Source organism: Lentilactobacillus sunkii DSM 19904, assembly GCF_001435575.1.
Taxonomy (GTDB): domain Bacteria; phylum Bacillota; class Bacilli; order Lactobacillales; family Lactobacillaceae; genus Lentilactobacillus; species Lentilactobacillus sunkii.
Window position 1 is genome coordinate 1 of record NZ_AZEA01000030.1, and the last position, 22,042, is coordinate 22,042.

Annotated in this window: 19 protein-coding genes and 1 riboswitch; of the genes, 12 read left to right on the forward strand and 7 right to left on the reverse strand. The window is 43.1% G+C overall.

Annotated elements, in window-relative coordinates:
• Positions 1-61: 61 nt before the first annotated feature.
• Together FD17_RS11710 and FD17_RS11715 are read right to left on the reverse strand one after the other, a co-directional pair.
• Entirely contained in the window at positions 62-832 is a 771-nt protein-coding gene (locus FD17_RS11710; RefSeq protein ID WP_057826362.1) for an acetoin reductase, read from the reverse strand.
• A gap of 362 nt (positions 833-1,194) precedes the next feature.
• The gene (locus FD17_RS11715) at positions 1,195-2,148 is read right to left on the reverse strand and encodes a cation diffusion facilitator family transporter (protein ID WP_057826363.1); all 954 of its coding nucleotides are present in this window, start codon (positions 2,146-2,148) and stop codon (positions 1,195-1,197) included.
• A 254-nt stretch (positions 2,149-2,402) separates the two neighbouring features.
• Here FD17_RS11715 and jag point away from each other — a divergent pair, with 254 nt between their 5' ends.
• The 3 genes from jag (at position 2,403) to mnmG (ending at position 6,673) form a co-directional block, all read left to right on the forward strand.
• On the forward strand, positions 2,403-3,113 hold the full coding sequence (jag, locus tag FD17_RS11720) for an RNA-binding cell elongation regulator Jag/EloR (RefSeq protein WP_057826364.1): 711 nt from the start codon (positions 2,403-2,405) through the stop codon (positions 3,111-3,113).
• A 200-nt stretch (positions 3,114-3,313) separates the two neighbouring features.
• The gene (gene mnmE / locus FD17_RS11725) at positions 3,314-4,708 is read left to right on the forward strand and encodes a tRNA uridine-5-carboxymethylaminomethyl(34) synthesis GTPase MnmE (RefSeq protein ID WP_057826365.1); all 1,395 of its coding nucleotides are present in this window, start codon (positions 3,314-3,316) and stop codon (positions 4,706-4,708) included.
• A gap of 33 nt (positions 4,709-4,741) precedes the next feature.
• Positions 4,742-6,673 (forward strand): tRNA uridine-5-carboxymethylaminomethyl(34) synthesis enzyme MnmG, encoded by a 1,932-nt coding sequence (mnmG, locus tag FD17_RS11730; protein WP_057826366.1) that lies wholly within the window; start codon positions 4,742-4,744, stop codon positions 6,671-6,673.
• 98 nt (positions 6,674-6,771) lie between these two features.
• On the opposite strand, the gene FD17_RS11735 is transcribed toward mnmG, so the two are convergent.
• A complete protein-coding gene (locus FD17_RS11735) occupies positions 6,772-7,974 on the reverse strand; it encodes a multidrug effflux MFS transporter (RefSeq protein ID WP_057826367.1) in 1,203 nt (400 codons plus the stop codon).
• Between the two features lie 205 nt (positions 7,975-8,179).
• Here FD17_RS11735 and lepB point away from each other — a divergent pair, with 205 nt between their 5' ends.
• Positions 8,180-8,767 carry a signal peptidase I gene (lepB, locus tag FD17_RS11740; RefSeq protein WP_057826368.1) on the forward strand — a complete coding sequence of 196 codons (588 nt, stop codon included), beginning with the start codon at positions 8,180-8,182 and terminating at the stop codon, positions 8,765-8,767.
• Between the two features lie 58 nt (positions 8,768-8,825).
• On the opposite strand, the gene FD17_RS11745 is transcribed toward lepB, so the two are convergent.
• Entirely contained in the window at positions 8,826-9,464 is a 639-nt protein-coding gene (locus FD17_RS11745; RefSeq protein ID WP_082617220.1) for a histidine phosphatase family protein, read from the reverse strand.
• Between the two features lie 357 nt (positions 9,465-9,821).
• Between FD17_RS11745 and FD17_RS11750 the strand changes: the two genes are divergently transcribed.
• From FD17_RS11750 to FD17_RS11765, 4 genes are all read left to right on the forward strand, one after another.
• Entirely contained in the window at positions 9,822-10,370 is a 549-nt protein-coding gene (locus FD17_RS11750) for an RNA 2'-phosphotransferase (protein WP_057826369.1), read from the forward strand.
• 891 nt (positions 10,371-11,261) lie between these two features.
• Positions 11,262-11,729, forward strand: coding sequence for a hypothetical protein (locus tag FD17_RS11755; protein ID WP_057826370.1), 468 nt, complete (start codon positions 11,262-11,264; stop codon positions 11,727-11,729).
• A gap of 182 nt (positions 11,730-11,911) precedes the next feature.
• Positions 11,912-12,002: riboswitch (TPP riboswitch) on the forward strand.
• 131 nt (positions 12,003-12,133) lie between these two features.
• Entirely contained in the window at positions 12,134-13,408 is a 1,275-nt protein-coding gene (locus tag FD17_RS11760; RefSeq protein ID WP_057826371.1) for an acetylornithine deacetylase, read from the forward strand.
• On the forward strand, positions 13,408-13,962 hold the full coding sequence (locus FD17_RS11765; RefSeq protein ID WP_057826372.1) for an ECF transporter S component: 555 nt from the start codon (positions 13,408-13,410) through the stop codon (positions 13,960-13,962). Before FD17_RS11760 ends, FD17_RS11765 begins: the two co-directional genes overlap by 1 nt.
• Positions 13,963-14,049: 87 nt before the next feature.
• On the opposite strand, the gene FD17_RS11770 is transcribed toward FD17_RS11765, so the two are convergent.
• The gene (locus FD17_RS11770) at positions 14,050-14,658 is read right to left on the reverse strand and encodes an anthranilate synthase component II (protein WP_057826373.1); all 609 of its coding nucleotides are present in this window, start codon (positions 14,656-14,658) and stop codon (positions 14,050-14,052) included.
• Positions 14,642-16,120, reverse strand: coding sequence for an anthranilate synthase component I family protein (locus tag FD17_RS11775; protein ID WP_057826374.1), 1,479 nt, complete (start codon positions 16,118-16,120; stop codon positions 14,642-14,644). Before FD17_RS11775 ends, FD17_RS11770 begins: the two co-directional genes overlap by 17 nt.
• A gap of 844 nt (positions 16,121-16,964) precedes the next feature.
• On the opposite strand from FD17_RS11775, the gene aroF reads away from it, so the two are divergent.
• The 3 genes from aroF to FD17_RS11790 all read left to right on the forward strand — a co-directional run bounded on the left by aroF (position 16,965) and on the right by FD17_RS11790 (position 20,173).
• A complete protein-coding gene (gene aroF, locus FD17_RS11780) occupies positions 16,965-17,981 on the forward strand; it encodes a 3-deoxy-7-phosphoheptulonate synthase (protein ID WP_057826375.1) in 1,017 nt (338 codons plus the stop codon).
• Positions 17,978-19,057: a 3-dehydroquinate synthase gene (aroB, locus tag FD17_RS11785; protein ID WP_057826376.1), complete on the forward strand. Its 1,080-nt coding sequence runs from the start codon at positions 17,978-17,980 to the stop codon at positions 19,055-19,057. Before aroF ends, aroB begins: the two co-directional genes overlap by 4 nt.
• A gap of 333 nt (positions 19,058-19,390) precedes the next feature.
• Complete coding sequence (locus FD17_RS11790) at positions 19,391-20,173, forward strand: hypothetical protein (RefSeq protein ID WP_057826377.1); 783 nt, start codon at positions 19,391-19,393, stop codon at positions 20,171-20,173.
• A 31-nt stretch (positions 20,174-20,204) separates the two neighbouring features.
• On the opposite strand, the gene FD17_RS11795 is transcribed toward FD17_RS11790, so the two are convergent.
• Complete coding sequence (locus FD17_RS11795; protein WP_235803221.1) at positions 20,205-20,930, reverse strand: response regulator transcription factor; 726 nt, start codon at positions 20,928-20,930, stop codon at positions 20,205-20,207.
• Positions 20,931-21,117: 187 nt separating this feature from the next.
• On the opposite strand from FD17_RS11795, the gene FD17_RS11800 reads away from it, so the two are divergent.
• On the forward strand, positions 21,118-22,011 hold the full coding sequence (locus FD17_RS11800) for a phosphate ABC transporter substrate-binding protein PstS family protein (RefSeq protein WP_057826379.1): 894 nt from the start codon (positions 21,118-21,120) through the stop codon (positions 22,009-22,011).
• The last annotated feature ends 31 nt before the right edge of the window (positions 22,012-22,042 follow it).

Here is a 22,042-nt window from a genome sequence, read left to right on the forward strand (position 1 = left end):
TATCGGCGGGACTTATGTCCCGGCCCCTTTTCGAGGATCAATTTTGCTGTTTTATTAGATTTTATTGATATCTCATTCCGCCATCAACCAGAATGGACTGACCAGTAATATAGGCTGCGTCAGGGGATGCAAACCATGAGACGACTTTGGCAACATCTTCCGGAGTGGCCTCTCTGCCCAGTGAAATTTCACTGAGGCAGTCGGCTTGTTGCTGCTTGATTGAAATGCCTTTGATTTCAGCGGTTCGTTTGTCGATTCCGTCCCGCAATGGGGTTCTAACGATGCCTGGATCGTAGGCGTTAACAGTAATTTGATCTTTGGCTAATTCCTTTGATGCGGCTTGGGTAATTCCCCGAACACCGAACTTTGAAATTGAATAGGCACTTTGCAGAGCGGATGCTTCAACTCCTGCAAGGGATGCAGCATTGACAATTCGACCACCGTTACCCTGTTTTTTGAATTGTTCAGCGGCGGCTTGGGTTCCCCAATAGGTTCCCAGCAAATTGACATCCAGTAGTCTGCGAATGTCTTTTTCTGCAGAATTGACAATTTCATCGATAAAGGCAACACCGGCATTGTTTACATAAACAGCAAGTTCACCCAAATCGGAAACTGCATTTTTGACTAAATCAAAGACGCTTTGACGATCCGCTACATCCAAGTGGTATGACTTGGCCGAATACCCTGCTTTTGTTAAATCATCTGTCACTTTGTCGGCAGTTTCACCGTTAATGTCTGCCACGGCGATCGCAAACCCGTCTTTTGCCAAGCGATGTGCGATACCTTCACCAATTCCTTGTCCTGCGCCTGTTACGATTGCTAATTTTGTCATTTCATCCGCCCCTATTTTTATAATAAATTCCAAATTAAATTAAAAAACGCTTCTGCAGTATACACTGCAGAAGCGAATAACACTTTACCATTCTGATTTATTTAACGATTGCCCGTTAAATCTTGATAACCATCGATTGATGATGGTGTGTCTGTTAACGGGGACCAATCCGTTCACTGCTCATTAAAAACTCACAATAACCAATCATCGGCCATGTTCATTCAAGTTGAATATTGGCTCTCATCAACGCCAACTCTCTGACAAACAACTATAAACTACTTACCGATTCATTTTGTTTAAACAATTATCATTTAATTAAAATCGAATATAGCAGTCATTTTTTTGTTTGTCAACGATTTTTGTTAATCCGCTGACCGTGGATTACTCTTTTGACTGACCGGATAACACATCACGTCGGCATCGAGGATATCATATTTTTTCATGAGGGCGTGTTCAACTTTTTCGCCGATTGCGTACGAAGTTTTCAAATCAGTATCATCAGCCAGGTAGATCCCAATTTTCATGACAATTTGGTCTCCCAGCCAACGGGGTTCAATTCCTTGAATTCCCAAAATGCCGGGAATTGTACTGATTGTTTTGCTGTAACGCTGAATGTCTCTTGGATCAAAACCTTCACTCAAACGCATAATTGTTGTCCTGAAAATACTGATCGAAGAATGGAGAATTAAGCAGCCGACAATCAGGGTTGCAACCCCATCAAGCCATTGGGCACCAAGATAAGCACCGCCAATGGAGAGGAATGTTCCAAAGCTGGTCCAGGCATCACTTTTCAGATCTTGACCCGATGCAGCGAGTGATTGGTTTTTCAACTGGATTCCTTTGATGCGGTTAAAACGAGCCAGGATTGAAATAATCCCAGCAGCAACGATACTGACACCCAGCGACCAATAATTGGGTCTAATGGTATGGCCGGCGAGGAAACGTTGAACAGCAAATGCACCGTCAACGAAAATTTGGATACTAACCGCAAACATGATCGTGGCGGAAAGCAATGCCGCAATATTTTCATATTGCCAATGTCCCATGACATGATTGGAGTCCGGTGGCCGTTTGGAAATCTTCAAACCGATGATCAAAATGGCTGCGCCACAAACACCGGTTAGGTTATTTAATCCATCGGCAATCAAAACCGTTATTTGTGCCATATACCCAATAATCAGCTCAGCGACCATGATTGCTGAGTATGCGCTCAGGTTGACCCAAGTAATTTGTTGAGCTTCTTGTAGTTTGTAAAGTCTATGCTGACGGTCTTTTTGAACATTTCGGCCAGCATCATATTGATTTGTATTCGCCATGCTGTCACTTCCCAAATCGAAAACCTAAATTGGCTGTGATCGTGTTTGGTGTCGGTCCTGACAAAGTAATTTTTCCAAAATGTGATACTATCACTTATTATATCGAGTTTGTTAAGAATTTGTAGTCATATGCTTTCAAATGTGGAAAATGATTTAAAGTTTGCGTTTAGTTTCCGTTTTTCGCAACGAACCGTTTATTAATGCGTGTTTTTATGCTATTATGAATCAGTTAATTCAATTAAAGGGAGTTTATTATGACAGTTTACTCTGGAAAAACCATCCAAGACGCCGTAGAACAGGGTTTAGCCGCATTATCACTCACACAGGACCAGGTGGATGTTACCATCATCCAACAACCTAAAAACGGATTTTTAGGTTTCGGTCGCAAACTTGCACAGGTTGAACTTGCCAAAAAATCAACTGATCAAACAATTACTAATACTGATAAATCAACACCTAATCAGACATCTGATACTCATAACACAAACGATGAGAACGAAAACACTATTGATGTGGAAGAAGTTTCTCAAAAACTTGCCAACTATTTAAATGATGTCCTTGAAGCAATGGGATTCTCGTTCAAGTTAAAGCTGGATTTAAAAAATCGTCACTCGATTTACATTGATATTGATACCGACCAGGAAAGTCGTCTAATTGGACGTCATGGCCGCACGATTAATGCGCTCCAAAATCTGTCGCAGATCTTCATCAATCGGCTTGGTGCCAACAATGTCAATGTGGAACTGGATACCGCAAACTATCGTTCCAGAAGAAGCGAAGCGCTTATTCAATTGGCTGATAAGACAGCCCGAAATGCCATTGCAAATGGAAAGCCGGTCTATCTTAACCCAATGCCGTCATTTGAACGGAAACAGATCCATACTGCTTTGGCTGACAACGGCCACGTAATGACCTATTCAACCGGTAAAGAACCTCACCGGGTGATTGTTGTGGCACCAAAATAGTTCTTAAAACTGATTGACAAATCAGTAACGATAAAATATTATGTAGGTAATCATTCTTATCTTAACTAGGTAAAGTAGTCAAAGTGCTTTATCCATGCTATCTTTTTTTGGCATGGAGTGGCGCTTTTTTTGTGCTTTTAGATAAGTTTTGTGTTTAAATTGGAAATACGATTCAATTATTTGTGGAGGGAAGCTTAAATATGGTTTTAACAACAACAGAATTTGATACGATTGCAGCCATTTCGACTCCGCCTGGTGAAGGTGGAATTTCAATTGTTCGGATTAGTGGTGAGGAAGCATTCGATGTCGCCAAGAAGCTTTATCGAGGTAAGAATCTCGATAAAGTCACCAGCAATACCATCAACTATGGCCATATTGTCGATCCTGAAACCAACGAAGAAATTGATGAAGTGATGCTTTCTGTTATGAGAGCTCCACACACTTATACCGAAGAAGACATTGTTGAAATAAATTGTCATGGTGGGATCGTTGCGACAAATCGCATTCTTCAACTTGTTTTGAGCTATGGTGCCAGAATGGCCGAACCGGGTGAATTTACCAAGCGGGCATTTTTAAACGGCCGGATTGATTTGTCTCAATCCGAAGCCGTCATGGACTTGATTGAAGCTAAAACAGATCGTTCAATGAAGGCTGCCATCAGTCAATTGGATGGAAACCTATCTCATCTTATTAAGCACTTGCGTAAAGATATTCTTGATGTTCTTGCTCAAGTTGAAGTTAATATCGATTATCCTGAATACGACGATGTGGAAACCATGACCAGTAAGCTTCTACGGGAAAAAGCCACGGATGTCCATAGCCGAATTGTCCAACTGTTGAAGACTGCAAAGCAGGGAAAAATTTTGCGCGAAGGCTTGGCAACTTCAATTATTGGCCGACCAAACGTTGGTAAGTCAAGCTTACTAAACAATTTACTGCATGAGGATAAGGCAATTGTGACGGATGTCCCCGGCACCACTCGTGACGTTCTTGAAGAATATGTTAACGTCCGTGGCGTTCCGCTGAAGTTGGTTGATACTGCCGGAATTCGCGATACCACTGATAAAGTTGAAAAAATTGGTGTTGATCGTTCAAGAAAAGCAATCAACAGTGCTGATTTGGTACTACTGGTGTTGAATGCCAGCGAACCCTTGACCAATGAAGACTTGAAGCTGCTGGATGCAACCAAGAATAAGCAGCGCATCATCATTCTTAATAAGACGGATTTACCCTCCAAAGTTGATATGGATAAAATCAAGTCCTTATCTGATGGCAACAGTATTATTTCGACTTCAGCCATTAAAGCCGATGGGTTGACTCAACTTGAAGAATTAATCGCCAAAATGTTCTTTGATGAGGGCATTGAAAGCAGTCAAAATGACGTAATGGTTACCAACGCCAGACATATTGGCCTGCTGAATCAAGCTAAGCAAGCTCTGGAAGATGTTGTTAAGGGCCTTGATGACGGGATGCCGGTTGATCTGGTACAGATTGATATGACTCGTTGCTGGGATTTCCTTGGTGAAATTACCGGGGATAGTTATCAAGATGAATTAATTGATCAGTTGTTCAGTCAATTTTGTTTAGGAAAATAATCCGTTTCACGTGAAACATTTGGAGGAAAAACAGTGAAAAGTTTACGAGTTAGCGATGTTAAACAAAAATATCGCGGCCAAGATTATGATGTGATTGTCGTCGGAGCCGGTCATGCAGGCTGTGAGGCCGCTTTGGCCGCAACCAGAATGGGCAATAAAACCCTTCTGCTCACAATTAATCTTGATATGGTCGCATTTATGCCATGTAACCCATCTGTAGGTGGTCCCGCTAAAGGAACCGTTGTCCGCGAAGTGGATGCTCTGGGTGGCGAAATGGGTAAGAATATCGACAAGACATACGTTCAGATGCGGATGTTAAATACCGGTAAAGGCCCTGCCGTTCAGGCGTTGCGTGCCCAAGCTGATAAGCATGCTTATCATGCTGAAATGAAACATACGATCGAAAATGAACCTAATCTGACTCTGCGTCAGGGAATTGTTGATTCCTTGATCGTTGAAGACGGTGTCTGCAAAGGTGTCATCACCAACACAGGTGCTGAATGCTATGCAAAAGCTGTTGTCATCGCTGCCGGCACCGCTGCTCGTGGAAAAATCATCATTGGTGAATTAATGTATGCTTCCGGCCCCAACAACTCTCAGCCGGCTGAAAAGCTTTCAGGCAACTTGGAAGAGTTGGGCTTTGATTTGGAACGTTTTAAGACTGGAACTCCGCCACGGGTTGATGGAACCACAATTGATTACTCAAAAACAGAAGAACAGCCTGGTGACGAGAAGCCGCATCACTTTAGTTTCGAGTCATCCGACGACAATTATTTGGCCGTAAAAGATCAGTTATCATGCTGGTTAACCTACACCAATGAAACCACTCATAAAATCATTCGTGACAATCTCGATCGGGCACCAATGTTTACCGGTGTTATTGAAGGTGTTGGTCCCCGCTACTGCCCATCGATTGAGGATAAGGTTGTTCGATTCGCCGACAAGAGCCGTCATCAACTGTTCCTGGAACCCGAAGGCCGCCATACCGAAGAATGGTACGTTGATGGCCTTTCAACTTCGATGCCTGAAGAAGTTCAGCAAAAAATGATTCATTCAGTTGTCGGTATGGAAAATGCCCAGATGATGCGTCCCGGTTATGCGATTGAATATGATGTCGTTGCGCCTTATCAGCTGAAGCCAACGTTGGAGACCAAGATTGTTAAGAACTTATTTACAGCCGGTCAGACGAACGGCACTTCAGGATACGAAGAAGCTGCCGGTCAAGGCCTGATTGCCGGTATCAATGCCGGTCGCCGCGCCCTTGGCAAAGGTCCTTTCGTTTTGAAACGGAACGAAGCCTACATCGGCGTTATGATTGACGATCTGGTAACCAAAGGAACTAAAGAACCATATCGTTTGTTGACCAGCCGGGCAGAGTATCGTTTGCTTCTGCGGACTGACAACGCCGATATGCGTTTGACTGAAAAAGGTCATGAGATTGGCTTAATTTCTGATGAGCGATATGCGAAATTTGTCGCAAAAAAGAAAGCCATCGAAGCTGAGTTTGACCGCCTCAATAACATCCGGATCAAGCCTTCCGATGCAGTCAATGAATTCATCAAGGAACATGGCGACAAGCCGCTTCAAGACGGGGTATTGGCATCGATTTTCCTTCGCCGGCCTTACGTTGACTATGAGACATTGATGAGATTCATTCCGAAGTCAGAAGAAACACCGGACCGTCACGTGGTTGAACAAATTGAAATTCAAACGAAATATGCCGGCTATATCAAGAAAGCCGAGCAAAGTGTTGAAAAGATGAAGCGGATGGAAGCCAAGAAGATCCCTGATAGAATCGACTACAACGCAATTGATGGAATTGCCACCGAAGCGCGTCAAAAGCTTCAAAAGATTCATCCTGAAACAATTGCCCAGGCATCCCGAATTAGTGGCGTTAACCCTGCGGATATCGCAATTTTGAGCGTTTATATCCAACAGGGCAGAATTAGTAAGCTTGCGGAGTAAGAGCCACACTGATTAGTCAGCTGCTGCAGCTTTTCATATTGATATCAAGAAATAATTAAAAATAGGGTTGGGAGCATGATTGCTCCCAACCCTATTTGTTAACTTAACTGTTGTTGCTTATTATGGATCGTACTAAATAATAATAGACTGATGCCCATGCAGGCCATGATCGCAAGTGACATCGGCAGGTAAGTTCCCGTTCCCATCAATCCCACCAAAGGCGACATAATCCCACCAATGGCGTTTTGAGACAGGCCGAGCATAGCGGAAAGGCCACCGTTATTATGCAGACTCAGATTCATGATAATTGAGGTGGTTAGGGTGAACAGCATCCCGAACTGCGTAACGGTTAGGAATACCAAAGCAATAACCAGGAACAGATTATGCAGGAACAATGCGCTGAGGGTTAACAAGACGGATGTGATAAACGTTGAAGTTAAAATGAACTTGGTCTGATTGGATTCCGAAAATCTCCCTGCTAAAGCTCCTGGGATGACAGACCCGATCGCAATTCCAATTCCATTGAGTGCGTACAATAAGCTGAAGCTTTGAACGGACATATGAAAGAAGTTTTGAAAGACAAATGAAGAGGCAGAAATATAGCTGAATAAACCACCGGATACCAGTCCTGTCGCCAGAACCAGCCTGACAAACCGTGAATTTTTCAGCAAGTTAAACATCTGACCAATCGATTTTCCCGGACTCCCTGAAATTCGGTTTTCCGGCGGCAGCGTTTCTTTAATGCCAAGCCAAAGCGCGAGGACCAGGACAAAGCCAATTCCTGCCAACAGAATGAAAATTCCCTGCCAGGCAACGTAACGAATCATGAATCCACCGATCACAGGTGAAATAACCGGAAAGATACCATTTACGGCTGAAAGCATGGAATAAAATTTGGTTAACAGCGGCCCTGAGAACATGTCTGAAGCGATCGCCCTGGAAAGCACCTGGCCGCTCGCACCTGCTAGCCCCTGAATGAACCTTAGGATGATCAACAGGTAAACTGAGTTGCTGTAAGCAATCATCAGTGAAACCAAACCGAAGATGAAGAAACCAATCATCAATGGTTTTTTTCGTCCATATTTATCGCTCAGCGGTCCTGAAATCAATTGTCCAAGGGCCAAGCCAATCAAACAGGCACTCAAGCTCAGTTGAATGAGTGACGGTTGGGCATTTAAATCACGCGTCATCTCCGGTAGTGCAGGTAAATATAGGTCAATCGACAGTGGACCGGTTGCGCTGATTGTGCCGAGGATAAAGATCAGCCAGATTTTGTTTTTGAGTTTTGGAGTCGAATTCATGTGTTTACCTCTATTCCCAAATGGGGTCGTCCCAATTATCATACAATTTGATACGGCTATGAACAATAAATTAGGGTTCCGTTAATTATCGGTTAAAATGTTGTCATGGCGGGCAAATGTGATAGAATTAATAGCGATTGCGTAAGCTAACCGCTATGGGATAGCATGCATTCCTAATTGTGTACTTCACAAAGGAGCTTTTTACATGAAAGTATTTAAAGAAATAATGAGTTGGGTCATTCCGATCCTTGTCGGTCTGCTTGTCGCTTTGCTGATTCGACAATTTGTGTTCACTTTTGCCAGAGTTGACGGTCCTTCAATGGAGCCCAACTTGGTCAATAAAGAACGGCTGATTGTCTGGCGGCACGCGAAGGTCAAGCATTTAAGCGTTATTGTGTTTGATGCCCACGGTGAAGATCCAACTGCTACCAAGCCTAAAACAGACTATGTTAAGCGGGTAATCGGACTTCCCGGAGACACAGTTTCCAGCAAGAATGGAAACATCTACGTTAATGGAAAAGTTGTTCCTCAGAAGTTTATCAGTATGAGCGAGCGAACAACCGGTACCGGTAATTGGGATTTGAAATCATTATCCAAGAGTTGGAGCAAAAATACCAACGCAACCCGGGTTCCCAAGGGTGAATATTTCGTGCTTGGTGATCATCGAAGTGTCTCTAACGACGGCCGTTATTGGGGATTTGTTCCCAAAAAGAAAATTACGGGTGTTGCCAAGACTTTCTTCTGGGAAACTAACAAAACTAAACGAACGAACGTTAATAGCCTAGGCTACTAAAGGGTATGTAATAAATAATCTCATTAAAGGATCTCAATTGCCTTTAGTGAGATTATTTTTATTGATTGTAAGATACCAATGTCGGCTTATTAGTCACATCCAGGATTGTAATGCTGCCATTGTTGGGCTGTTCAACATAGGGAACCTTGTCCGTGTACATGGACGCCACGTTTCTTAAAAAAGTTCCATGTGAAACAACCAGAGCACTTTGGCCGTCTTCCAGTTCGTCTTGAATATGCTTAATGGCGGCTTTTATCCGCGTTTCAAGGTGGGAAGCAGTTTCTGCTTCATGGAACGGATCGGCATCATGCATAAAGTCGCGCATTTTAATCAAACCATATTGTTTAATCAACGCGTCCTGGCTATGATTTCCCAAGGGCCCACCAATAATATTCCAAGTTAGTGTGCTGTCGACTCCTTCAAAGGAACCAAAGTAGATTTCTCTGACATCTTTATGAATTTCCTGGGTGATGTTTTCCGAATGATGATTATTTTCTAAGATAATATCCAATGTATGGATAGCGCGCATCATGTCAGAGCTCACAGCTAAATCAAAATGGACATTTTCAAGCTTTTTCCCGGTGGCTGCTGCCTGCGCTTCCCCCTTTTCAGTGAGGGGTGAGTCAACCCAGCCTTGCATTCTGCGGAATCGGTTAAGTAAGGTTTGACCGTGACGCACGAAATAAATTTTTTTCATATTGAATCCTTTCAGAAGGTTTTCTCTAGATAATTATATAAGAAAAGGCGGCAAACAACACCCTTAATCGGAAATTTTGGGAACTTCACATTTTCGTCATACTTATTTAAGGCTGATTTAAGCTGATAAAACTATTATAAAGACAATCAATTTGAAAGATTAGTTGGTTACTAAGTGAACGACTCCTCCAAAGTATGTCACTTAATCAATCTTACATCCCCTCCAAGATATAAGATTCCCCTCTAAATATAAATATGATTTGTAGCAGCGCCTGGGCAGAGTCTCTGGCGCTTTTTTGTGGTCTAAATCCAATTGGGATTATAATAAAGTTAGCTTGTAATGATTGGAGTCATTTAAATGGATCATCAATTAACTCGATTAAGTAAACGGTTGTCGTTTATCCTCCGCCACCATCCTGATAAAATCGGCATCAAGCTGGATCGGTATGGCAGAGTGAATCTACAAACGTTAATTCAAAAATTTAATCAGCACTTTGGCACGCCGATCAGTGAACCATTAATTCGAAAAATCATGAGGGAAAGTGACAAGCAGCGGTATGCGATTGAGGGGAAGACGATTAGAGCACTATACGGCCATAGCATCCCCGTAGAGCCGTTAACACCGCCGACTGAACCTCCTGAGAAGCTGTATCATGGAACGACGCACGCAGCCGCTAAATTCATTGTGACAGAAGGACTCAAAAAGATGGACCGGGATTTTGTTCATCTATCAGCTAACCAAAAAATGGCAATTCAAGTCGGACAAAGACGTGATCCGCATCCGGTCATTTTTGCCGTCGAAGCAAAGAAAGCCGCTGATGAGGGATTCTTATTTTACCCGACTAAAAGCGGTATCTGGCTGGTGGAAGCAATGCCGGCAAAGTATTTAACAATAATAGACCAGTGAAGGGTCCAGGTGATATTAAATGAGCAATAGAGACGATCAAAAGAAACCAAAACCAATGAAAATCAGAAGACCAATGCAGGGAAACTGTCCAAAGTGCCACCGACCAATGTCGATTAACTATGGGATGAACAGGTGTCCGAATTGCGGGTTTATATTTAGGTCGAATTTGAAAGTAGAGTAGAGAGTGACGAGCAATGGGTGATGCGGTTTCTAAGGGAACTCTGGCTGAAACCCAGGTTTTGGGTTTTAGTCAGAGTTCCCTTAGAAGTTAGCATCAATTGCGTCGGAACTCGTTTCACGCAAGTTTAAGCACCCCACCCAGAAACTGCCATTGATGAACGAACTTTGTTCATTGATGGCAGTTTCTTACTTATGTGTAGCGATCAGGGTCGTCGAAGCACGTTTTGACGAGGCCTGGGTGGCCCCGGAGCATAAGGGAAGCCTGCCAATGATGAATGGGTTTTGTTCATCGTTGGCAGGCTTTGCTTATGCAGTAGGGGTCAAGGCCGTCGCCAAGTAGGCTAGGCAGGCTTTCAGCCGACCGTCGGAACTCGTTTCGGTTCGGTTCAAGCAACCCACAAACAAACATCATATACCAACTAAATCCACGCAATAGCACCAAAAAACGCTATCCAAGTAGTCTAGTCAAACTTTCCCCAGGCCGCTGAAACATGTTTTCTATCAGGTTCAATGAACCCAAAATCACCACCGCATCTTAATAATTTCAAAGGATTTCTAAAGCTTTCCCCAACCCTCCTCGAGATACCTCCTTCTTAAGTCTCAATTAAGGTTCCCCACCTATTCTGACAACATCAACTATGAAGGGAGGATAAACAAGCGATCCATCTAGATCAAACCAACAAGATTCTCAAAACGAAAGGAAGCTATTCAATGAAAATTAAAAAATATTTAGTTACATTTGGTGCTGCAGCCGCCATGGTTGCCCCAACATTTTTAGGAAGTGTGATTGCCAACGCGGATACCGTTCCGGCACAACGACAAGAACAAGGTAGAAAGCAGGATTCGCCTAAACAACAAACAAATGGCAATCTAAACCAAACTGCACGTGAAACCGGCAGTCAGTATACAAACGACAATTCAGGCTACAACGTGACCGTTAAGGCAACCAACTTGATCAACACCCTGCATTACAACGTTAAAACCTCAACGGACAGCGGCGCATCAAGTGCCGATCCATTCTCAATCAGCATTTATAAAAACGGTGAACTTTACAAAACAATCAGTTCATCTAACGGAACGCTGAGCGGCAGCCTGTGGGTGGGCTCAGGCACATACTCAATCAAAGTTTATACCAGTAGTGCCGCCAGCCATTGGACAGGTGGCTTAGCTACGTCATAATTTGTAGCGTTCTTATGGGATAAAGTTTTCATTTAGGTCAAATGAAATCAAAATGGGTAGATCAAAAGGCGATTCAGAATCCTTGAATCGCCTTTTACTGTGTCATCAGAACTATTTTTGCTTTGACATTTCCCCATTTCGTTATATTATTAAAACAGCCAATGACTTTATTGGCGAATTGAATAAGTAGTCTGGGGTGCCCTAATCGGCTGAGAAAAACCCATTGAACCTGATGCAGTTAGGACTGTCGAAGGAAGAACGAAATTCTTTTTTGTGTGAGCTAATAGATATAAAGTCGACTAAACTTTTACTCTGTTCCCTCTTTCTTCGAGGTTTTTGAAGAAAGGGGGATTTTTTATTTCAAATAATTCGTAAGTAAGAAAGACAGAGTGGAGGAATCAAAATTGACAAGTAAAGAAGATCTGCTCCAAGCAGTTGATGATAATCAAGATCAGCTGTTATCCATGCTGGACCGGCTGGTTTCGTTTGAAACGATGTCACCGCCGGCCCGTAATACAGCCGCAATCCAACAGTTTATTGATGATGAGTTGACCAAGATCGGCTTTCAAACAAAGCGGGTGCCGTTCTATGAGGGGGATGAACTGTTATCTGCTGAAAAGAAGGGAACTGATTCAAGTCAATACCACAGTTTATTGCTAAATGGCCACGTTGACGTGGCGACGGTTGATCGGGATAGTTGGAATACCGATCCTTTCAAGTTGACCAGAGAGGGTGATCTCTTGTTTGGCCGTGGCGTGAGTGATATGAAGGGCGGCATTGCCAGCTTTATGTATATCTTCTCCCTGCTTTCAAAGCTGAAAGTTGAACTGCCTGGTGACTTGAAGTTCCAGTCCGTTGTTGGTGAAGAAGCCGGTGAGGCTGGCACGAAGACCCTTTTGAAAAATGGTGAAAGCGCCGACTTTGCGGTTGTTGGTGATACCAGTAATCTGAATTTTCAAGGCCAGGGTGGTGTGATTACCGGCTGGATTACCCTTAAGAGCCCACATATTTATCACGATGGTAATCGGGCAGCGATGATCACCACTGGCGGGGGCTTAAAAGCAGCCAATATGATTGAAAAAATGATGGTTGTCATTCAGGCATTGGAGAAACTGGAACGCTATTGGGGAATCACCAAGCGTTATCCGGGGTTTGCGCCCGGAACCGATACGATTAACCCTGCTTATATTAAAGGTGGTCTGCACCCTGCCTATATTCCAAGTGAGGCCAAGTTGTGGATTACGGTTCATTTCTACCCTAACGAAAATGTTGACGACATTACTAAAGAAATTGAAGAACAAGTTATCGCAGCAGCCAAAGCTGACCCATGGCTCCGTGACAATTTACCAACATTTACATGGGGTGGCGACTCCCTATTGGCTGATAAAGGTGAGGTCTTCCCTTCACTGGAATTGGACCCTGAACATCCGGGGATGAAGGCATTGGAGAAGAGCTTTGTTGACGTGGCCGATAAAATGCCAACAATCGGAATGTCACCCTCAGTGTCTGATAGCGGCTGGTTTGGGTATTATCATATTCCGGCAGTTGACTTTGGTCCCGGTACGATGGAGCAGGCTCACAGTGACAATGAAAGCTTAAGTATCAAGCAATTGATGGAATATACAAAGATTATCGCAGCGTTTATTTATGACTGGTGTCACTCAAAAGGAGAAGAATAATGAAAAAGAAATTTCGTTTACAGGATATTATTTTATTAGCAATTATTGCAATTGTGTTTGGTGCTATTTTTGTTGGAACAGATTATTTGTACAATTTCGTATCGATGGCGATCGGTCCATTCGCGAATGAAGCCTTGTTTGGTCTTTGGATCATGGCCGGTCCCCTTTCCATTTATCTGGTTCGGGTACCTGGTGCCGCTGTTGTTGGTGAAGTCCTCGGTGCCGCAGCCGAAGTCATTTTCGGCGGCATCTTCGGAGCTGCTGCTCTTATTTCCGGAATCGTTCAAGGTATCGGAAGTGAGCTTGGATTTGCACTCTGGGGCTATAAGAACTGGAGCTGGCCTGTTTTGACCACCTCCGCCGTTACAACCACTGTGGTTTCATTTGGATATGAACTCTTCCGTCTGGGGTACGTTCATTACCATCTGCCAATGATTTTGGCACTGTTCTCGGTACGGTTCATCTCAGTGTTCTTCTTTGGAGCCGTCTGTGTCCGTGCCATTTTCAAGATGTTAAGCAGATCCCAAGTATTGAAACAGATTGAATCAAAATAATTCGACTGACCTGTTAAGATTGAGAGTCATTTGAAATATGAGTAGAAATGGGACCAAGACGAAAATTCGTCTTGGTCCCATTTGCGTCTAGATAGCCGTTGTTACTTGATTAGCGGTTTGGACAATGTTCAAAAAGTTCTTAATGATTTGCCTGCCCACTCTGGGATCGGTCATGATCGATTCAGGATGGAATTGAACGCCGTAAACCATATCGTCTGGATTACTAATTGCCATAATCTCGCCATCTTCAGTGATAGCAGTCACCTTTAAGTTGGAAGGAACTGACTTTGGATCAACGATTAATGAATGGTACCGGGCGGCTTCAAAATGTTCAGGGCAGTTGGCAAATAATGGATCGGTCTGCACCAGCTCCATCTCTGAAGGCTTCCCATGCATTAATCGTGGTGCATGGATGACCTTGGCACCATATGCCTGGGCAATTGCCTGTTCACCAAGACATACGCCAAAAATCGGCACTTTTCCCAAGAAAGCCTTCAAGATGGCAGGCATGTTGCCGGCGTCTTCAGGGCGGCCGGGTCCAGGCGAAAGAATGATGCTTTCAGGATTCATTTTCATAAGGCTTTCAACATCGATGGCATCATTTTTAATGACTTTGATCTGATCGGATGTTTGAGTTCCAATTAATTGGTATAGGTTATATGTGAAGCTGTCATAGTTATCAATAAGATAGTGCATCTGCAACGCCTCCCTTTTCAGCTGTTTCCTGTAATGCAGTTACGATTGCTCTGGCTTTGTTGTTAAATTCCTGATATTCGTGCTTGGGGATGCTGTCAGCGACGATGCCCGCAGCACTGCGGACGACCAGATCTTCGCCCTTTCGATAAGCTAATCGAATCCCAATACACATATCGAGGTCGCCATCAAACCCGAGATAGCCGAGGCAGCCACCGTAAAGACCATGCTTGTTGTTTTCGAGTTCGCCAATGATCTGCATAGCTGATATTTTGGGTGCGCCGGATAATGTTCCCGCCGGCAGTAATGAGTTGATGATGTCGATTGAAGAAACCCCTTTATCGACGGTGCTTTCAACGACTGATCCCATGTGCATGACATTTGAGAACTTGAGCAGGTTCCGATAAGCAGTGACGTGGACGGAACCGAATTTGCTGATGCTGCCCAAGTCGTTTCGGCCCAGATCGATCAGCATATTGTGTTCAGAGAGTTCCTTTGGATTATGCTGAAGCTCTTCGGCAAAGGCATCATCTTCTGCCTTGTCCTTCCCACGCCGCCGAGTACCGGCCAAGGGATAGGTAAACAGGGTCTGGTCACGTTTGGTAATCATGGTTTCAGGTGAAGCCCCAATGGTTTCGAAGTCGTTGTGTCTAAAATAGAATTGATATGGGGATGGACTTTCTTTGAATAAAGTTGGCGTTGCAGCGAACAGTGAGCCAGTCATCTTGGCATGCTGTGGATTAGAAATTTGGACTTGGAAAATATCACCGTCAACGATGTGTTGCTTGGCTTCTGCAACTTTCTCGGTAAATTCGTCTAATGTAAATTGCAGCTTAAATGGTGTCATGGTAAACATCGGTAATGGTTGTTGGTCTGTCACCTGGGTGATCTCATCTTTGAGCTTATTGAGGTCTGCTATTACCAAATCATATTTTTCATTTAGCTGATCGGACGGAATGACTTTAGTTAGTGTGACTTGCTTGGTCGTATGATTGTAGGCAATGACTTGATCGATTAATAATAGGTCAACATCATTTAATTGCATGGGGTCGTCCACCGTTGGCAAATTTGCTGTGGTGGCATACCGGGCATAATCATAGCTGAAATATCCGACTAGTCCTCCGGAAAATGGTGGTGTATTGGGAATCTTTGGCATCTTGTTATCCGCTAAGATCCTTTCCAGGACTGGCTTCAGATTAGTTGTTTCATGTGAAACATTTCCTCGATCATCCGTTGTGGTCAGCAGTCCATTTCGATATGCAAGCGTCATGGCTGGATTTAAACCAATGAAGGAATAACCATCTTCAGTCTTCTTCGGCTTTCCAGTTAATAGGAAACAAGGCTTGTCTGGCTGGTCAAACTGCTGAGTTACAGCAATGGGGTCAAAGTTGTTCATCTCGAAATTAATTGAAATTGGTATAGCTGGAAAATCCTTTGTATAAGTTTGTAATTGTTCAATATTCATAATAATGTCCTCCGATTTGTTAGTCCGTTTCTGAAAATACTAAAGTCGGATTTGCCATCGTTTTCTTGAGGTTTTCATATTTGTTTCCTCCGGTTTGTGTCTAAACTGCATCTCAAAAGTTTTTTGTATAAAAAAATCCGCCCATAACAAACTGAATTGTTAAGGACGGATTATTCCGCGGTGCCACCTTAGTTCAACTAGCCAGGAAAGACCATCTACCATATGTAGATCATATCTTTTTGCCCAATCACGCTTAGCAAGGGACTAACATCCCTCCGGCAACTGACGTATGCCAACACGTTTCTTCGTACTCGATGACTTTCGGAAGAACCCTCGGCGGTCCATTTAATTATCAGCTTCCGGCCGCATTCTCAGCAATAGCGACTCTCTTTACGTGCTTAACAATCTTGATCTCCACTTCAATGGTTTACTAGGACGGTATTTAGTTGTCATTTAAATTACGCCAATTATGAGAAAATGTCAAGAAATTAATTTTTCGAACTTTGGGGTTGACACATCTTGGAATTCATTATATGCTCAATGCAATTAAAATTTAACTTTCTTAGGAGATTCTAATCATGATAAAAATTAATTCAAAAATTAATCGATTTTATTACTATTGGTACGCTTAGTGTTCACACCGGACAGGATGTGGGCACTCACTCACATCCTGTGCGGCCAATAGTATTTCATCATGATTACTTACTTCGGTCACACAGTTATTTACCAAAATACTGCGGGACCAATTTTTTTACCCAAATTTCTACTCCCGTAGTGTTATACACACTGTGGGAGTTTTATTTTACTTAAAAATACGCCAAATATAGAAATGGAGATAATATTTATGATTATTGTAATTAAGAACGGACACAGCAGCATCATTGATGAGATTAAGAGTCGTTTCACTGAAACCAACGAGGTATTTGTTCACAATAACCGAGTGGCAATTCAAGGGATCAGCGAAAAGGATTTAAACACTGAAGAAAAGAATGCAATTGATCTGATTATCGACAACGTTCCCGCTGCAGTTCAAGGTAGTCGCCTATTTCATCCCGAAGATACGATTGTAACCACACCCCATAGTCAAATTGGGGGTGACAACTTCACCATGATGGCAGGTCCCTGCTCAGTTGAATCTGCTGAACATGTCATGAAAATGGCTGAAGTTGCCAAAAGTGGCGGCGCAACAGTTCTTCGTGGCGGTGCATTCAAGCCACGGACCTCACCATACTCATTTCAGGGACTTGGCGAAGATGGGTTGAAGTTCCTCAGAGCCGCTGCCGATACATTTGACATGGATGTGTTAACCGAAGTCATGGATCAGGACCACGTGGCAATGGTTGAACAATACACTGATATTTTCCAGATTGGTGCCCGAAACATGCAAAACTTCTCACTTTTGAAGGCTGTAGGTAAAACTCAGACTCCAGTAATGCTTAAACGAGGGATGTCTGCTACGATTGATGATATCTTAAATGCAGCTGAGTACATCGCGGCCGGTGGCAACCATAACATCATCATCACTGAACGTGGAATTCGAACATTTGATAACAAATACACGCGAAACACTCTCGATGTTGGTGCAGTTCCGGTTCTGCAAAAGTTAACCCACTACCCAGTAATCGTTGACCCAAGTCATGCTGCCGGCCATACAGAGTTTGTAACACCAGAAGCTTTGGCAGGCGCAGCAGTTGGTGCAAGTGGTTTGGTTGTTGAAATCCATGATGACCCGGCCCACGCATTCTCAGATGGTGCCCAAGCACTGAAGCCGGATGAATACCGTGCAATGGCTCAACAAGCATTCGCCATCCGAAAAGTCGTTACAACCCCAGTCGAACAAAAAAGCGAGGTCAAATTATGAAGATAATCAAAGTCGAATTACCAGATCATACGTACAACGTGGAAATTGCCAAAGGAATCTTAGGCTGCACCGGACAGCTGGTTTCAAGCGTTTGGGATAAACGTAAAATTGCCCTGGTTAGTGACAGCAATGTTGCCCCTTTGTACCAAGCCCAAGTTGCTGAAGCACTGGAAGCAGTTGGTTTCATTGTCCACGAGTACCAATTCCCAGCTGGCGAAGCATCAAAATCACTAGAAGTTTTAGCTGATCTTGCCCGGCAGATGGCTGACGACAGCTTCAACCGTGACGATGGTGTGATCGCCTTAGGTGGTGGCGTTACCGGTGATTTGGCCGGATTCCTGGCGGCAACGTACATGCGGGGTATCAGTCTGATTCAAATGCCAACCTCATTACTGGCGCAAGTTGACAGTTCAGTTGGTGGCAAGACTGCGGTTGATTTGGATTCGACCAAGAATATCATCGGTTCATTCTACCAACCTGACTTGGTAATTATCGATCCCGATACGTTAACGACCTTGAAGAGGCGTGATTTGGTTGAGGGTTACGGTGAAATTGTAAAAGTTGCTGCATTATCGGACGGTGATTTATGGAACCTTGTTAAATCCATCAATTCGCCGGGAGACATTTTGGCAAATGGTGAAGAATTGAGTATTCATTCGATTCAGTACAAGGCAGATATCGTCATGGGTGACGAAAAAGAAGGCGGCCTTCGTCAATTGCTTAACTACGGCCACACAATTGGTCATGCAGTGGAAGCCTTGGCTGATGGCGGATTGCGCCATGGTGAAGCCGTCAGTATCGGGATGATTGCCATGCAGCAGATCTTCGAAGATAAAGGTCTGGCTGTTTCGGGAATCACTCAGGAACTGCGGGAGCGTTTGGAAGCAGTTGGTTTACCGGTAACTTCAGATTTACTGGATTCCGATGAAGTTTTTGATAAAATTAAGAACGATAAGAAGAACCGCGATGGTCATTTGAGCTTAATCTACGTCCATACAATTGGTGGACCGGTTATTAAATCAATTCCAAGTGACCAGATTCAGGAATTTCTCGACATCAAGGCGGTTAATGCATAATGTTTCATGTGAAACAACCCGTCTATAACCATAAACACCAAGGACTTCATAGACCTTGGTGTTTTTTTGTTGGTTTGGAAACTTGGAGTTAATCTTGGTGGCAAGATTACCGAAAGGAGAATTTAACCATGTCAGGTGGGCGTTCAATCTTACCATATATGATGCTTATCATCATATAGCAATTAATAGACAAAATAAGCCAGTTTTGGTAACTGCCAAAGCTGATTTTAGATTTTCATGAAAACCGGCGAAAATTTTTGTTACCTATTGTAAAAAATGGTAACCTCAATATATAGATGCTTTTCGATTCGTATTAAAAGGGAGGCGGAACAAGTGGCCAAACCCCGTCCGCGAGAACAAACATATGAATTTACAGATAAACCCTCCTATCGTGAATGGCTCATCGAAACGATCCGAGCAGCGTTGCCGGATGGCTTGGAGTTGGCGGCCAGCAATTACGCCCGATCAACCGCCAGTTCATACTGGTTAATTAAAGGCTATGATGAAAACGACCAGGTATACTGGCTGACGCTTCGGGTTGCAACCCACCGCCTTTGGCTGCAAAATGCACATCAGATTGAAGTATTATGGGAGGAACCTGGAACTTTTGGCGATTTGTTCAATGCAGTTTCGGATCATCTTCACCCCGAGGCAGTCCAGACTGCCAAGTTCACATTAACGCCACTGGACATTGCCGTACTGAATCTTTTGATTACACTTGAACACCACAAACTGATATGGTTCATCAGGATGATACCTGACATTGCCAGGGCACATAAGGACAAGCTCTTTGATTTGGAAAGCGATTTTCTGGATTGTCAGCTGCTGCTGGGTGACCGCAACAATGCAAATAACTTGCTGCTGCCAGTTGATGTGCCGGCTTTTCATCAAAAACTTGCAACCTTTTTCGGTGAGAACCTATTATTTTCACAGTTTACAAAGCATTCACTACTTAAGCTCCTACCCACCAACCAATGGATTGAGCCGATGCTTGATGAACAGGGCAATGATGGTGAATGGGAAGATGAAATCAGACAGGCATACGGCCAGGAATTTGTCGATATATGTCACCGTGAATTGAAACACCAAGAAAAAATGTATAAGAAAACCACTTAGTCAAAATTGGCTGAGTGGTTTTGTGTCTAAACTAATTAACCTGCGATTTTTCATTCCGCTTATTTTTAAATAAATACCCGAATCCCCGAATGGTCGTTAACATTTGGGGATTTTTTGGTTCTACTTCAATTTTCTTCCGCAGGTTGCTAATGTGGGTGTCGATGATTCTCAGTGTTGCCCCAGTGGTGTTACCCCAAACTGCAGAGGCAATCTGAGTTCTGCTGAGGACAGTGTTGGAATTACTGACAAAGAATAGTAACAATTTATACTCAATTGGACTCAAGTTAAGCTTTTTCTTACCATTGTTAACCTGGAACTTACTTAAATCGATTTTGAGGTGACCCACCATCAAACTTTCAGATTCCTGGCTTTGCTGATTGAGTTGGAGATTATCCTTATTTTGATAAACCCAAATTTTTTGAACGATCCTGGCAACAATCTCATTCATGGGTTCCCCGGAGATGTAATCATCCAAATGATAATCCAATAGGTAGGAACAAATCGTTTCCACTGAGCGTTGCTTCTTATCTAATAGCAGAATTGGTCCGGCAATTTGACTGCGCAGGATTTGTAGTTCCGAGTCGTTTTCCGGTAGCTTTGTGGTATTTAAGTCCCAGACCACTCCGGAAACTTGTTGAAGTAGATGGTCAAGTGGTTCAAATGAAACTCGGGTATTAATTTGAAAGGCGGCAAGCAGCTTCTCGAGCTTATCCGCCAACTTTAAATTTTGGCTGATCAATAAGATTTCCAATGGCATCCGGTCTTCCTCCATAGTAGTTAAATTGTTTACATCTTAAGTTATGCCATACTTTTTACCAAAAATGGACGGTTTTACGATACTTTTACATAAACGAAACTCGATATTTACATGCTGTTGTTATATTGAGAATGTACTTAAATGAGTACTAAAAAAACTTGGGTTTTCATTAGGAGGAAATCGAATTATGAAAAAAAGATCCTTTTTTTCAACTATTGTGGCAGTAGCAGCTGTTGGAGTTTTACTTGCGGGGTGTGGTTCATCAAGCAGTTCAAAGTCAAAGAAATCTTCAGCTGATTCGAATGTCAAAATCACAGCCGTTGGTTCAACTGCTTTACAACCATTAGTTGAACAAGCAGCAAGCAATTATCAAAAAGCAAATAAGGGTGTTAACATTTCAGTTCAAGGTGGCGGTTCAGGTACTGGATTAAGTCAGGTTCAAACCGGCGCTGTACAAATCGGTAACTCAGATATCTTCGCAGAACAACAAGATGGTATCAAAGCAAAGCAATTAGTTGATCACCAAGTTGCAGTTGTTGGTATGACGCCAGTTGTTAACAAGGATGTCAACGTAAGCAACTTAACCATGGCTCAATTAAAGGGTATCTTCACTGGTAAGTATACTAACTGGAAGCAAGTTGGCGGTAAGGATGAAAAGATCACCGTTGTCAACCGTGCCCAAGGTTCAGGTACTCGTGCAACATTTGAATCAGCAGTCCTTGAAGGCGCAAAAGCAGTTAAGGCTCAAGAACAAGATTCAAACGGTACTGTTCAAAAGATCGTTTCAAGCACACCAGGTACTATCAGTTACTTAGCATTCTCATACGTTAACAACAAGCTCAAAGCATTGTCAGTTAACAATGTAAAGCCAACTGATGCCAACGTTACAACTAACAAGTGGAAGATCTGGTCATATGAACATATGTACACTAAGGGTCAACCAAACAAAGCAACAAAGAAGTTCTTGGACTACATGGATTCAAGCAAGGTACAAAGCAGCTTAGTACAAAAACTTGGTTACATCAGTATTCATGATATGAAAGTAACTAAGAATGCTAGCAATGCCGTTTCACAAAAGTAAAAGAGATAATATGAAGTGACCCCCTAAGTTG